This is a genomic window from Arcticibacter sp. (assembly GCF_045629565.1).
Classification (GTDB): Bacteria; Bacteroidota; Bacteroidia; order Sphingobacteriales; family Sphingobacteriaceae; genus Arcticibacter.
The window spans coordinates 1-12,650 of record NZ_JAZQRL010000008.1 but is presented as its reverse complement, the minus strand read 5'-3'; the positions used below and the strand labels follow the sequence as shown (position 1 = coordinate 12,650).

The window sequence follows — 12,650 nt, the reverse complement described above, 5'->3', positions numbered from 1 at the left end:
AACAAATAGGAGGATTCAATTGGTCATGCGGTTCATTCGGAATAAAGGTGACATCAAAACTGGTCTTACTTTCCCAACATCTGGTCAAGCTTGTTAAACATCTTGATCCAGCTTTGATATGCACCGGTTTTCTTTGCTTCTTCCTCTGAAACGGTTTGATGAATTGATACTTTGGTTTGTTGTCCCGCCGGCTCAAATGTAACCGTCGTAACTAGCCGCTCCGGCCATTCCTCGGGTTTTCCCGCGTTGCGCGAACTTACGTCAGCCCCGGTTTCATCTGAAAGTACCATCGTGAAAAGCAATTTTTCAGGAACCGTTACTTCCTGATAGGTGCCTGTGATCCAGCAATCGCCATGAATTGGGTCATGAATGCAGGAATGGAAGGTGCCCCCTTCTCTAACGTCAATATGCTTATACTCAATGGTACACCCATCGGGAGCATACCAATGTTTTAATTGTTCGGGATCCGTCCAGGCACGAAAGACAATTTCTCGATGCTATAGCCTGAAACACATCTCTTTTTCTATCATATGCAACCAAATGATTGTCAAATGTAAATACAACCATTTGGTTGTGCCAATATCTTGGAGACTTTTTAATCAACTGAAATGGTATTGATTAAAGATGGCGGAGATAATAGGATTATAAGGGAGAAAGGAAATTTAGTAGACGTTAGGCCTGATGATAGCGAAACTTAAACAGCCAAAGCCTAGTGACGCTGATGAGCGGTTCTATACCTTATTATAGCAATTACGATGAATGCAGCCAGAGGACTCGCCAATATGGCCAACGCTAATGAACCCCAGGATCCTAGAATCGTGTTTTTCCCATATTGAACAACGACCCCTATGGATACTACCATGATAAGCAATAAGACAATTTCCGCGGTGCCCATGTTTAAGTATGCAAGTGTCATCGTATAGGATTAACAGGTTGAATGCTAAGATAATAATTTATGTTTATAAGTAGTGATTTCATTGGAAGTCGAGTGGCTTTAGGCAAGATTAAGCGTAAATCGACAAGTTGATCTTGCCCTTACCTTGGTTAGTATGATGCCCATAACAACCTCACATCCTGCCGTGATAAGTCCGACTTTAGTGCTTATAAGTCGGACTTATCACCCCTTTTGCTCGCCTTAAAACCGGGGGCATTGCGAGGATGGCAGGATCGATAGTACACGAGATCTCGCAGGTCAGTCATCGGTGAGCCGCAATGAGTATGGCAAGATCGTGGTGAAAGCGCGAGTCCTTCAGAAAGGCTTGAATTTAATAGGAGGACTACTTTTCCGGAATAGCAAACCACTGGTGCAGGAGAAGTGGATTGATTTCCAGGTGCCACAGCTATCGCTTTTTGGATCTAAGATGATGATATTCCCAGTCAACTGGTTTATCTTTGCCGGATATGCCAGAGCAGATTACTCCTTACAAAGATAAAAGCGCTACAAAGAAAGAACAGGTAGCCGATATGTTCAATAACATATCGAAGACATACGATTTTCTCAACCATTTTATGTCACTTGGGATCGATATTCTATGGCGTAAAAAGGCTATCGGCGAGCTTAAAAAAATCAAGCCTCAGCTGATGCTTGATGTCGCTACAGGAACGGGCGACTTTGCTTTTGAAGCGATCCAGATCCTGAATCCTGCTAAAGTGATAGGGGTGGATATCTCTCAGGGGATGCTTGATGTAGCGGATCAGAAGATTAAGAAACGCGGACTGTCTGATCGATTTGAGGTACGTTTGGGTGACTCGGAGAAGCTGCTTTTCGAAGATAACACCTTCGACGCGGTAACGGTAGCCTTCGGTGTGCGTAATTACGAAAACCTGGAACAAGGTTTGTCTGATATGCTTCGTGTGCTTAAGCCGGGCGGTAAAATCGTGATTCTTGAATTTTCAAAGCCTCAGAAGTTTCCGATCAAGCAATTGTATAACTTCTATTTCAATTCGGTCACCCCAGCCATAGGCAAAATGTTTTCGAAAAACAACGATGCTTATAAATACCTGCCGGAATCGGTGGCTGCATTTCCTGATGGCAAGAACTTTTTGACCCTCATGCATCAAGTAGGCTTCAAGGATACTAAATTTCAACCGCTGACATTTGGTATCAGCTCCATCTATACGGGAGTTAAATGAGTAAAGGCTTCCTCTTAGCTTTCTTTTGCCTGGCCATCGGGTACGGCGCCCGGTCGCAGGAAAACTGGGGCGGTGGTGTTGATGACGAGCGGTTCAACTTCGGTTTTCAGTTCAACTATGTAAGCTCCGGGTTCGAAGTGCTGAAGATAAAAAACTGGCAGGGATTGCCAAGCCCTGAAGGCGGAGAGGCGAATATGCTTCGTGCCGTAGGAGCCCCCTCTACGCCGGGTTTCGGTGTAGGACTGGTTTCTAATATGAAGATGACTGATCATACTGATCTGCGTTTTACGCCTTCCATGATTTTTGCGGATAAAGAACTGCAATTTGCCTTTGCTAATGAAGGGGTTTATAATAAAGTGGTGCACTCAACCTTTATCGACCTGCCGCTGGGAGTGAAGTTAAAATCAGATCGGAAGGGAAATTTTCGGGCCTATATGATTGCTGGTGGTAAATATTCGCGAAACATCGTGTCCAGGAAAAAACTGGATGATAGTGAGCTTGTGGAAGCAGAAAAGTTTATCGCTAACAGACGGGGCTTTTTCTCCTATGAAGCGGGGTTAGGTTTAGATTTTTATTTCGAGTATTTCAAGATGTCGCCCGAAATCAAGTTCTCACAATCTTTCAACAGCGTGCTCGACAGGCGCAAGAATTACTTCGATAACTCACTTGACAAGCTGTATCATAAAGGGATACAAATAAGTTTGTTTTTTGAGTAAGGGGTCTAATCGTTCACTATGTCACATTTATCGATTTGTTTATTTCGATTTAGTAAACAAATGAGTTCTATAAATGCTTTTTATTCATAATTTTGACCCTTAATTATAGCATTTATGCCTAAAATTGCCCTAATAACAGGCGCAACTGCCGGAATTGGTGAAGCTTGTGCCAGACTTTTTGCATCCTATAAGTATAATTTAGTAATAACAGGAAGAAGAACGGACAGATTGCAGCGCTTAGCTGATGAGTTAACGCGCGAAAACGGGGTGGAAGTGCAAGTTCTTACCATGGATGTTAGGCATAGAGCGGAAGTGGAGCGTCAGCTGAATGGATTGGATGAGGACTGGAAGGCTGTAGATGTGCTGGTAAATAATGCCGGACTCAGCCAGGGCCTCGACTCTTTGCAAGATGGAAATACAGACGATTGGGATACCATGATCGACACCAATATAAAGGGGCTCCTTTATGTAACCAAAGTGGTTTCCAATTGGATGATCGCCAGAAAGGACGGACATATCGTGAACCTGGGCTCCATTGCCGGAAAAGAAGTTTATCAGAACGGGAATGTCTACTGTGCGTCTAAACATGCGGTAGACGCGCTGAACAAGGCCATGCGGATAGATCTTCTTCCTTACGGTATACGCGTTTCTGCAATTCATCCGGGGGCAGTTGAAACAGAATTTTCAGAAGTGCGTTTTAAAGGTGATACTGACCGAGCCAAAAAGGTTTATGAAGGATTTGAGCCATTGACGGCTCATGATATTGCGGAAACCATCTACTTTATGGTATCCCGACCTAAACACGTAAATATTAATGATCTGATTATCATGCCGGTGGCGCAGGCCAACTCGGTTTATTGGAATAAAGAAAGATAAGCAGGCATGCCGTTGGCAAAGCCTGTATTTAAAATAAAGATATGTTACAGGAAAATATTGATAAAGAGATAAAAACAGCTATGCTTGCAAAGGACAATGTCCGTTTGAGAGGCTTACGGGCGATCAAAGCAGCTATTTTGCTAGCGAAAACAGAAAAAGGCGGCAGTGACACCCTCACTGAAGACGCTGAGATCAAAGTTTTGCAGAGGCTGGCCAAACAGCGGAAAGAATCTGCCGAGATCTACAAAACACAAAACCGGGAAGATCTTTATCAGATTGAGGCTGAAGAGCTGGAAGTCATTGAAGGATTTCTGCCAAAGCAGCTTAGCCGTGAAGAAGTAATTGTAGTAGTGCAAGATGTGATATCCCGTACCGGAGCTACCAGTGTGAAAGATATGGGAAAGGTAATGGGTGCAGCCAATAAGGAGCTGTCGGGTAAGGCCGACGGTAAGACTATTTCAGAAGTTGTTAAGGAACTTTTGTCCTGACCGGTTAGACAATAGCATAATAAATAGATTGCAGGTAAGCGGATAAAGTGTACATTTATTCAACTATTACCTGAATTATTAATTTTAGCAAAGCCCACTAAACATCTTGTTTAGAATTATGAGTATTATAAAAGAAGAAAACGGATTTAAATATATTGAAGAAGGAGAAGGGGATACATTGTTGCTTCTTCATGGTCTCTTTGGGGCTTTAAGTAATTTTGACGATGTTACCGAGGCTTTTAAGTCTCAATACAAAGTGGTTATTCCACTTTTGCCGATATACGATCTGCCTCTGTTGACTACAGGGGTCACCACGCTGTCTAAATATCTTCTTAAGTTTGTTAAGCATAAGAAGCTCAAAAACATAAATCTTTTGGGTAATTCCCTGGGAGGACATGTGGCGCTGATCTTTACGCTGAACAATCCGGAGTATGTAAAAGCCCTTGTGCTTACCGGAAGTTCGGGCCTGTACGAAAACTCTTTCGGCGGTACGTTTCCGAAGAGAGAGAACTACGAATTTATAAGGGAGAAGGTGGCATATACCTTCTTCGATCCTGCGATGGCAACGAAAGAGCTGGTCGATGAGGTTTATGAGACGGTTAACGACCGGAACAAGGTTATCCGGATCCTTTCTATGGCGAAATCGGCAATCAGGCACAACCTGGCTAAAGATCTTCATAAGATTACTATTCCGGTATGCCTGATCTGGGGTATGAACGATACGGTTACTCCGCCTGACGTGGCAACTGAATTTCACAATCTCTTGCCTAATTCAGAGCTAAATTGGATTGATAATTGTGGACATGCTCCTATGATGGAGGTGCCGAACGAATTTATTAAGTTCCTACGGCGGTTCTTAGATCGTGTACTTTTAAAGTAAAACACTATGTTGGCAAACGAACTCATCTCCGAAGCGATTCCACCACTAAAAGAATCAGACAGTATTCAAAAAGCACTGGACAGGATGGATGAGTTCCGTGTTAGCCATCTTCCGGTCATTAGCGACGATATTCTGCTCGGTTTGGTCTCAGATGATGACCTGATAGAAGTGGCTGACTTTGACATGTTGCTGAAATCGGCAGACATAAGCTATAGCAGGGTAAGCCTTCAACACAACCAGCATATCTATGATGTGATTAAGGTATTCGGTGAAAGCCATCTTACCGTATTGCCTGTACTGGATGAAAACAGGCAATACCTGGGCGTGATCAACATGAATACCGTCGTCGATCGTCTGGCATCGATCGCTTCTATTAAGGAGCCGGGAGGGATAATTGTTCTGGAGATGGATAACCGGAACAATTCGCTTGCGCATATTGCGCAAATCGTCGAGTCGGAAAGTGCGCAGATCCTGAGTTCATACATTACTTCACATATTGATTCTACACGTACGGAGGTAACGATCAAAGTCAACCGTACAGAGATTTCAGGTATACTGGCATCGCTGGGTCGTTATGACTATCACATCATCGCGACATATAATGAGAATAAGGAGCAGTCGGGCACCGGAGACAGGTATGATCAACTGATGAACTATTTAAGTATTTAATGAAAATAGCTATTTACGGTAGAGAGTTTAGCGCAGCGACTTTACCATACGTTCAGCAAATCTTTGATGAACTGAACAAACAGGGAGCCGAACTTCTGATTTACAAAAAGTTTTCGCAATTTATATCAGATAAGGTTCGCCACGTGCAAATGCGGGGGACTTTCAGTCATTACAGCGAGATTAAGGGTGCCGTTGACGTGATGCTCAGTTTAGGAGGCGATGGTACCATGCTTGACACCGTAACACTGATCCGCGACTCTAATATCCCTATTATCGGTATCAATCTTGGTCGCCTTGGCTTCCTGGCGAGTATTAGCAAGGATGATATTGCAACGGCCATTAAAAGCCTGGTTACGGGTGACTATACCATTGACAGCAGGGACTTACTCCAAGTAGAAACGGATACACCTGTATTTGGCGATGAAAACTTTGCGCTTAACGACCTGACTATTCACAGAAGGGACAATTCGGCGATGATGATCATTCATGCTTATCTGAACGGTGAATTTCTTAATTCTTATTGGGCGGATGGTCTGATTGTGGCTACACCAACGGGCTCTACTGCATATTCGCTAAGCTGCGGGGGGCCGATTGTGTTTCCTAAGTCGGAGAATTTTGTTGTCACCCCGATATCCCCGCATAACCTGAACGTTCGTCCGGTTGTGATATCCGATTCCTATACACTTACGTTTGAGCTGGAAGGACGAAGTTCGAAATATTTGCTTTCCTGCGATTCGCGCACCGAGGTAATCGACTGTTCCATGCGGTTCAATGTCTCAAAGGCCGATTTTCAGATTAATTTGGTGCGTCTCAAGAATGAAAGCTATCTTTCCACATTGAGGAATAAGATGCTTTGGGGTATCGACACACGTAACTATTAATGGGCAAACTCGGTATTACATTCATTCTCCTTTTGTTTTGTACACAAATCAGGGCGCAAAGCTGGGAGCTGGGTGCATTTGGCGGCGGCATAGGATATATGGGTGATCTGAATCCGGATAATGTCTTTAAGCTAAGCAATCCGGCTTATGGTTTTCTGGTGAAAAGGAACATAGATCCCCGATGGGCTGTGAAGCTAAGTGTTATGCACGGTAAGATGAAGGGGGCCGACAGCCTCTCATCAAATCTGCATCAACAGCAGCGTAACCTAAGCTTTGTTACACCACTTACAGAAATCAGTTTCCAAGGTGAGTTTAACTTTTTCGATTATGTTCCTTCCATGAGCAAGAAGCGTTTTACTCCGTATCTTTTTGCCGGTGTAGCGTTGAGTATGTTTAACCCAAAGGCGAACGTGAACGGAGAACTCGTTGAATTGAATCCGCTTCGCACGGAGAACAAGGACTATCGTAAATATACTATCTCGATTCCTTATGGTGCGGGTATAAAGTATAACGTTAGCCGTATGTGGACGCTGGGTGCGGAGCTAGGTTACCGGGCTTCCTTCTCGGATTATATGGATGATGTAAGTGGAAGATATCCGAGAACTGACGCTTATTATCCACAAGACGGGCCTTCGGCAGTGAATCTTTCAGACCGGTCGGAAGAGTTGGGTGGGGGCAAGATCTTTAGTCCGGGACAACAGCGCGGTGATTCAAAGGTCCGCGACCGATATTTTTTTACCGGAATTACACTCACCTACACCTTTATGAACTGTAATTGTCCCCCGGTATTTTAGTCATGCTATTTTTTTTTACCTTTGAGCCTCAAATGCCTAAGTTAGGCTTAATTAGAAGATGAGTTTACTGGATCAGATCGACAAGAGCAAATTGCCTCAGCATATAGCAATTATTATGGACGGTAATGGGCGATGGGCTAAGGAAAAAGGCAAGCTTCGTGTTTTTGGTCATCACAGCGGAGTGGTATCTGTTAAGGATATCGTAGAAGCAGCAGTTGAAGTTGGCATACCTTATATAACCTTATATACGTTTTCCACAGAAAACTGGAACCGCCCCTGGCTGGAGATTACAGCCTTAATGGAGTTACTGGTATCCACCATTAGCAAGGAAACGAAAACGTTAATGGATAATAACGTTCGTTTAAACGCAATCGGCGACCTGGATAAACTTCCGGGCAAGTGTTTGAAGCACTTGAACAAGTCTATTGAGATGACCGCCGGAAATACCAAAAGTACGGTGACACTGGCGCTGAGCTACAGCTCGCGCTGGGAGATAACGGAAGCTGCGCGCAAGCTGGCAACACAAGTACAGCAAGGCCTTATTACTCCCGAGGACATTAATGAGGAAATGTTTTCTGCCAATCTGACGACTGCGGGAATTCCTGACCCTGAGCTGATGATCCGCACCAGCGGCGAATTCCGGATCAGTAACTACCTGCTGTGGCAGCTGGCCTACGCAGAATTTTATTTTACTGATAAGCTTTGGCCGGATTTCAGGAGAGAAGACCTTTTCGAGGCTATAATAGATTATCAAAAAAGAGAACGTCGCTTTGGAATGACCAGTGAGCAGGTTTAAAAAATTCCTTTTAACAAAATTTAACAACCAATAGCGTTATTTTAGCAACGTCAAACAATTCAATGAAGAGATTTTTCATAATAATACTTTTTACATGTGCAGCAGGTGCTGCAAGTGCCCAGTTAGGACGCCCGCAGCCGGGTGGTATGCAGCTACGTTCGCAGTCGGGAACTGAGCTGAACTATCTCAACCCTCAGGAATATGTCATTGGTGGAACTACTGTATCGGGGATTAAATTTCTTGACGCAGATATACTTGTTCAGATATCCAAGCTGGTGAAGGGCGACAGGATCACCGTTCCCGGAGATGCAACTTCGAATGCATTAAAGTTCTTATGGGCTCAGGGCTTGTTTGATGATGTGCAGCTGAAGGGTAATGTCAAGGGTGATTCTATTTTCTTTAATATTGAGGTGGTAGAACGTCCGCGTTTGACAAGGATGGAGTTTACCGGCATGAAAAAAGGACAGGTAACGGATATCAAGGAAAAACTTGCAGATAAGACCGGAAAGATCGTTAACGAGAGTTTGATGAGTATGACCACTGCGGTAATTAAGAAGTACTTCAACGAGAAAGGCTTCCTGTTTACTGAAGTGAAATATCGGCAGAAGAAAGACACTACAGAAGCCAATAACGTTGTGCTTATCGTAGATGTTGATACGAAGTCGAAGACTAAGATTGAGAATATCACATTCGAAGGAAACGAAGATTTTAAAGAAAAGCAGCTGAAGAAGTTTATGAAGAAGACAAAGGAACGTTCTTCTATCAATATCTTCAGATCAGGCAAGTTCTTGCTGGATAAATACGAAGAAGATAAGCTGGCACTGGTTGCCAAGATGCACGACCGTGGTTACCGCGATGCGGAGATCATCAGTGATAGCGTAATTAAGAAGCCCAACGAGCGCGTAGATATTCACATGAAGTTGTACGAAGGTCCGAAGTATTACTTTGGTAACCTGACATGGGCCGGTAATGCCATCTATAAGACGGAAGCTCTTAATGAAATGCTGGCAATCAAACCGGGAGATGTGTTCAGCGAGGAGAAATTGCAGAAACGTCTCAACGGCAACCCGAATGGCGAGGATATTTCGTCTCTCTACCTGAATAACGGATACCTGACATTCAATGTTGATCCGGTTCAGACCAGGGTTTACGGAGATACCATTGATGTGGAACTTCGTATTTATGAAGGGCCGCAGTATACCATCAATAAGGTATCATTAAAAGGAAACGATATTACCAACGATAAGGTGGTGATGCGGGAGATCCGTACCAAACCGGGACAAAAATTCTCCAAAGAACTGGTTGTGCGTACTACCCGCGAAATTGCCCAGCTGGGTAACTTCGATGAGCAGAAGACAGATGTAAGGCCAATCCCTAATCCTGCGGATGGTACTGTAGACATCGAGTACACAGTAGCTGAAAAGCCTTCTGACCAGATCGAGCTGTCAGGTGGTTTCGGTGGTGGCCGTATTATCGGTACGCTGGGCCTGACGTTTAATAATTTCTCGGCGCGTAACTTGTTCAACCTGAAAGAGTGGAAACCGCTACCGAAAGGAGACGGGCAGAAACTGAGTATCCGTGGACAAACGAATGGTAAGTCATACCAGTCATACAGCTTCTCATTCTCTGAGCCGTGGTTGGGCGGTAAGAAACCGATTTATTTCGGAATCAGCGCATTTACCTCGTTGAGCTCGAATGATGATATCGCAAGGTATTATGGATACAGAGATGATCAGCGCTACAGAATACGTTTAAACGGTATTACTTTCAGTTTGGGTAAGCGTTTAAAATGGCCTGATGACTATTTTAACCTGAATCACTCGGTTAACTTGCAACAGTACAAGCTGACGAACTACCCGGGTTTCTTGTTTTCTACGGGTACATCGTACAACTTCAACCTTACCGAAGAGCTCAGTCGGAATTCAGTGGATGCGCCAATTTATCCAACATCGGGATCGCATATCCGTCTGACCGTTCAATTGACTCCTCCGTATTCACTGTTCAATAACACGAATTATCAAACGGCCACAGACAAAGAAAAATACAGGTTTACAGAATATCATAAATGGAAATTTGAAGCACAGTGGTATCAGCGGATCGTTGGTAAGCTGGTAGTGAAGACTCAGGGACAGTTTGGTTTCCTGGGGCAGTATAATCAGTCAACTGGTCAGTCTGCTTTCGAACGCTTCAAATTGGGCGGTGACGGAATGCAGGGATTTGATTTTCTTCAGGGATCAGAGATAATCGCCATGCGTGGTTATGAGAATAACAACGTGACGCCGATTGGCTATGATCCGCAAATTGCCCGTTATTCTGGTAGCCCCATTTTTAGTAAATATATAGTCGAAATGCGTTACCCGTTGATGAACAGTCAGCAGGCGACCGTGTTTATGCTCGCGTTCGCTGAGGGTGGTAATACCTGGAACAATTTTAAGGACTACAATCCGTTCAATGTACGTAGGTCTGCGGGTGTGGGTGCCAGGATCTTCCTTCCTATCTTTGGATTATTGGGTATTGACTGGGGATATGGTTTTGATGACGTCTATGACCCATCCAGTAACAGACTCAGACAGTCTGGTGGTCAGTTCCATTTTAGTATAGCTCAACAACTTAGTGGTGGATTTTAATTAACTTTGTGTATGAAAAGATTGTTGTTTGTTCTTGCGTTTGTGTGCCTTTCAGGAGCTTCGGCTTTCGCACAACGCTTTGCTTATGTAGATAGCGAATATGTTTTGGAGCATATTCCGGAATATGTGGCGGCTCAGAAGCAACTGGATGCTTTGTCCAAACAGTGGCAGGCACAGGTGGACGCGCGTTTAAAGGAAGTAGAGAATATGTATAAGTCGTATCAGGCCGATCTGGCTTTGCTTACTCCTCAGGTTCGCCGTGAAAGAGAGAACGCCATTGTAGAGAAGGAAAAAGCGGCTAAGGAATTTCAGCGTGAGAAGTTTGGATTTGAGGGGGATTTATATGAGCAGCGGATCAAGCTTATTCAGCCTATTCAGGAGCGCATTGCGCGGGCAATTGAAGCGGTTGCTGAAAGTAACCAGCTGGATATGATTTTGGATAAAAACAGTGAGGTTATACTGTTGTACGCAAGTCCACGTTTAGATAAAAGTAACGAGGTGATTACCCGCTTGGGTTATAAACCGGGTTCAGTAGTGAAGTAATATTTTAAAGTAACCAAGTAAATTTTTATAATAGCAGAATGAAAAATGTAGTTAAAGTAGCAGTAGTAGCGGTAGGATTATTTTTAGCGGGAACTACGGTTAATGCACAGCAAAAGTTCGCACATATCAACTCAGCGGAACTTTTACAATTGATGCCAGAAGTTAAGACAGCAGATGCAACGTTTCAGACTTTCCAGAAACAAAAGCAGACTGCTTTGGAGTTGATGAATACAGAGCGTGAGAAGAAGATTGTAGCATATCAGGAAAAAGCGAAGACTGTAAGTGAGGCTAACAAGGCTACAGTTGGAAAAGAATTGGAGACTATGGGTGCTGAAATTCAGGATTTCGAAAAGCGCATGCAGGAAACACAGCAGAAGGCTCAGCAGGAGCTTGGTGCTAAGCAGTCTGAATTATATCAGCCGATCTATCAGAAAGCAGAGACTGCTATCAAAGCGGTAGCTAAAGAAAAAGGATACGCTTATGTGTTCGATATCTCTCAACCAGGAGTAGTTTACTTTGATGGTGGCGATGATATTTTGAATGTAGTTAAAACTAAATTAGGTATCACGGCAACAACTGCTGCGGCTCCTAAGAAGTAATAATATACCATTAAACTTTATTCAGGCGAAGCTCCCATCAGGGGGCTTCGCCTTTTTGCGTTTTAGGTTAAGTTTCAAGGTCTAAATATTTGTTAAGGAAACATAGATCAGGATTAAGCAGGGGATTTGCCTGACAACTTTTGCCTCTAAGTTAGATAGATTTTCATACAATTTTCCGCCTTCAGACTACTATTGTCTATTTATTATTTGACCTCCCCCCAGGTATTAGGACCACCTAAAATAGAGTTTCGGGTCTTTGAGACTGCAAGTTAACGAATTCTTTGGGAGTTAAATCATCCATGGAACTATGTGGTCTGAAATGGTTGTATTCCCAGCGGTAATTCTCCGTTTTCTCTGATAAACACTCATCCCGGAATTTGCCGTTAAAAGACTCTACATTCGGGTTATCGGTGGGTTTTCCGGGTCTGAAGAAATCCATGCTCCAGACCTGATTGATTGCTTGAGTTTCCGGGCGTCCCAAACGGTGAACCGCCATCCGGTTGCGCCTTGGGCGTTTGGTGCGTAATTCAGCTCACAAGCCCGGTATATACGATAAACCCGTTTGTGATTGTCTGCAAATCCCTCTCTTCGCAGCAGCACAAAGATGCGAGCGAATCCGTAGCGTACCCGCGTATGGGCGATTTCGGT

Annotated in this window: 14 protein-coding genes and 1 pseudogene; 12 read left to right on the top strand and 3 right to left on the bottom strand. The window is 43.9% G+C overall.

The genetic code is table 11. The features are described 5' to 3' along the window. Positions 1–65: 65 nt before the first annotated feature. Both ACKI5J_RS01040 and ACKI5J_RS01035 read right to left on the bottom strand, forming a co-directional pair. Positions 66–488, bottom strand: coding sequence for an SRPBCC family protein (locus tag ACKI5J_RS01040; RefSeq protein WP_407425710.1), 423 nt, complete (start codon positions 486–488; stop codon positions 66–68). Between the two features lie 221 nt (positions 489–709). After that, positions 710–916: a hypothetical protein gene (locus ACKI5J_RS01035; protein WP_407425609.1), complete on the bottom strand. Its 207-nt coding sequence runs from the start codon at positions 914–916 to the stop codon at positions 710–712. A gap of 485 nt (positions 917–1,401) precedes the next feature. On the opposite strand from ACKI5J_RS01035, the gene ubiE reads away from it, so the two are divergent. The 12 genes from ubiE (at position 1,402) to ACKI5J_RS00975 (ending at position 12,002) form a co-directional block, all read left to right on the top strand. Continuing rightward, positions 1,402–2,133, top strand: a complete 732-nt coding sequence (ubiE, locus tag ACKI5J_RS01030; protein ID WP_407425607.1) for a bifunctional demethylmenaquinone methyltransferase/2-methoxy-6-polyprenyl-1,4-benzoquinol methylase UbiE — start codon at positions 1,402–1,404, stop codon at positions 2,131–2,133. Then, a complete protein-coding gene (locus ACKI5J_RS01025) occupies positions 2,130–2,849 on the top strand; it encodes an outer membrane beta-barrel protein (RefSeq protein ID WP_407425605.1) in 720 nt (239 codons plus the stop codon). Before ubiE ends, ACKI5J_RS01025 begins: the two co-directional genes overlap by 4 nt. Positions 2,850–2,963: 114 nt before the next feature. Continuing rightward, positions 2,964–3,725 (top strand): SDR family oxidoreductase, encoded by a 762-nt coding sequence (locus ACKI5J_RS01020; RefSeq protein ID WP_407425603.1) that lies wholly within the window; start codon positions 2,964–2,966, stop codon positions 3,723–3,725. Between the two features lie 41 nt (positions 3,726–3,766). Then, positions 3,767–4,213, top strand: coding sequence for a GatB/YqeY domain-containing protein (locus tag ACKI5J_RS01015; RefSeq protein ID WP_407425601.1), 447 nt, complete (start codon positions 3,767–3,769; stop codon positions 4,211–4,213). 118 nt (positions 4,214–4,331) lie between these two features. Then, positions 4,332–5,093 (top strand): alpha/beta fold hydrolase, encoded by a 762-nt coding sequence (locus ACKI5J_RS01010; RefSeq protein WP_407425599.1) that lies wholly within the window; start codon positions 4,332–4,334, stop codon positions 5,091–5,093. 6 nt (positions 5,094–5,099) lie between these two features. Beyond that, on the top strand, positions 5,100–5,762 hold the full coding sequence (locus ACKI5J_RS01005) for a CBS domain-containing protein (RefSeq protein WP_407425597.1): 663 nt from the start codon (positions 5,100–5,102) through the stop codon (positions 5,760–5,762). Continuing rightward, positions 5,762–6,643 carry an NAD kinase gene (locus ACKI5J_RS01000; RefSeq protein ID WP_407425595.1) on the top strand — a complete coding sequence of 294 codons (882 nt, stop codon included), beginning with the start codon at positions 5,762–5,764 and terminating at the stop codon, positions 6,641–6,643. Before ACKI5J_RS01005 ends, ACKI5J_RS01000 begins: the two co-directional genes overlap by 1 nt. After that, the gene (locus ACKI5J_RS00995; RefSeq protein WP_407425593.1) at positions 6,643–7,437 is read left to right on the top strand and encodes a DUF6089 family protein; all 795 of its coding nucleotides are present in this window, start codon (positions 6,643–6,645) and stop codon (positions 7,435–7,437) included. The genes ACKI5J_RS01000 and ACKI5J_RS00995 overlap by 1 nt, the downstream gene beginning before the upstream one ends. Before the next feature lie 58 nt (positions 7,438–7,495). After that, the gene (locus tag ACKI5J_RS00990; protein WP_407425591.1) at positions 7,496–8,233 is read left to right on the top strand and encodes an isoprenyl transferase; all 738 of its coding nucleotides are present in this window, start codon (positions 7,496–7,498) and stop codon (positions 8,231–8,233) included. A 62-nt stretch (positions 8,234–8,295) separates the two neighbouring features. Beyond that, positions 8,296–10,860, top strand: a complete 2,565-nt coding sequence (bamA, locus tag ACKI5J_RS00985; RefSeq protein ID WP_407425589.1) for an outer membrane protein assembly factor BamA — start codon at positions 8,296–8,298, stop codon at positions 10,858–10,860. A gap of 12 nt (positions 10,861–10,872) precedes the next feature. Beyond that, complete coding sequence (locus tag ACKI5J_RS00980; RefSeq protein ID WP_407425587.1) at positions 10,873–11,403, top strand: OmpH family outer membrane protein; 531 nt, start codon at positions 10,873–10,875, stop codon at positions 11,401–11,403. Between the two features lie 38 nt (positions 11,404–11,441). Next, positions 11,442–12,002, top strand: coding sequence for an OmpH family outer membrane protein (locus ACKI5J_RS00975; RefSeq protein ID WP_407425585.1), 561 nt, complete (start codon positions 11,442–11,444; stop codon positions 12,000–12,002). Between the two features lie 235 nt (positions 12,003–12,237). Here ACKI5J_RS00975 and ACKI5J_RS00970 read toward each other — a convergent pair. Then, positions 12,238–12,650: pseudogene (locus ACKI5J_RS00970) on the bottom strand (integrase core domain-containing protein); the annotation flags it as partial.

Coding starts and splice junctions, on each gene's coding strand:
- ACKI5J_RS01035 (WP_407425609.1), bottom strand. CDS start 916: ATGACACTTGCATACTTAAACATGGGCACCGCGGAAATTGTCTTATTG.
- ubiE (WP_407425607.1), top strand. CDS start 1,402: ATGCCAGAGCAGATTACTCCTTACAAAGATAAAAGCGCTACAAAGAAA.
- ACKI5J_RS01025 (WP_407425605.1), top strand. CDS start 2,130: ATGAGTAAAGGCTTCCTCTTAGCTTTCTTTTGCCTGGCCATCGGGTAC.
- ACKI5J_RS01020 (WP_407425603.1), top strand. CDS start 2,964: ATGCCTAAAATTGCCCTAATAACAGGCGCAACTGCCGGAATTGGTGAA.
- ACKI5J_RS01015 (WP_407425601.1), top strand. CDS start 3,767: ATGTTACAGGAAAATATTGATAAAGAGATAAAAACAGCTATGCTTGCA.
- ACKI5J_RS01010 (WP_407425599.1), top strand. CDS start 4,332: ATGAGTATTATAAAAGAAGAAAACGGATTTAAATATATTGAAGAAGGA.
- ACKI5J_RS01005 (WP_407425597.1), top strand. CDS start 5,100: ATGTTGGCAAACGAACTCATCTCCGAAGCGATTCCACCACTAAAAGAA.
- ACKI5J_RS01000 (WP_407425595.1), top strand. CDS start 5,762: ATGAAAATAGCTATTTACGGTAGAGAGTTTAGCGCAGCGACTTTACCA.
- ACKI5J_RS00995 (WP_407425593.1), top strand. CDS start 6,643: ATGGGCAAACTCGGTATTACATTCATTCTCCTTTTGTTTTGTACACAA.
- ACKI5J_RS00990 (WP_407425591.1), top strand. CDS start 7,496: ATGAGTTTACTGGATCAGATCGACAAGAGCAAATTGCCTCAGCATATA.
- bamA (WP_407425589.1), top strand. CDS start 8,296: ATGAAGAGATTTTTCATAATAATACTTTTTACATGTGCAGCAGGTGCT.
- ACKI5J_RS00980 (WP_407425587.1), top strand. CDS start 10,873: ATGAAAAGATTGTTGTTTGTTCTTGCGTTTGTGTGCCTTTCAGGAGCT.
- ACKI5J_RS00975 (WP_407425585.1), top strand. CDS start 11,442: ATGAAAAATGTAGTTAAAGTAGCAGTAGTAGCGGTAGGATTATTTTTA.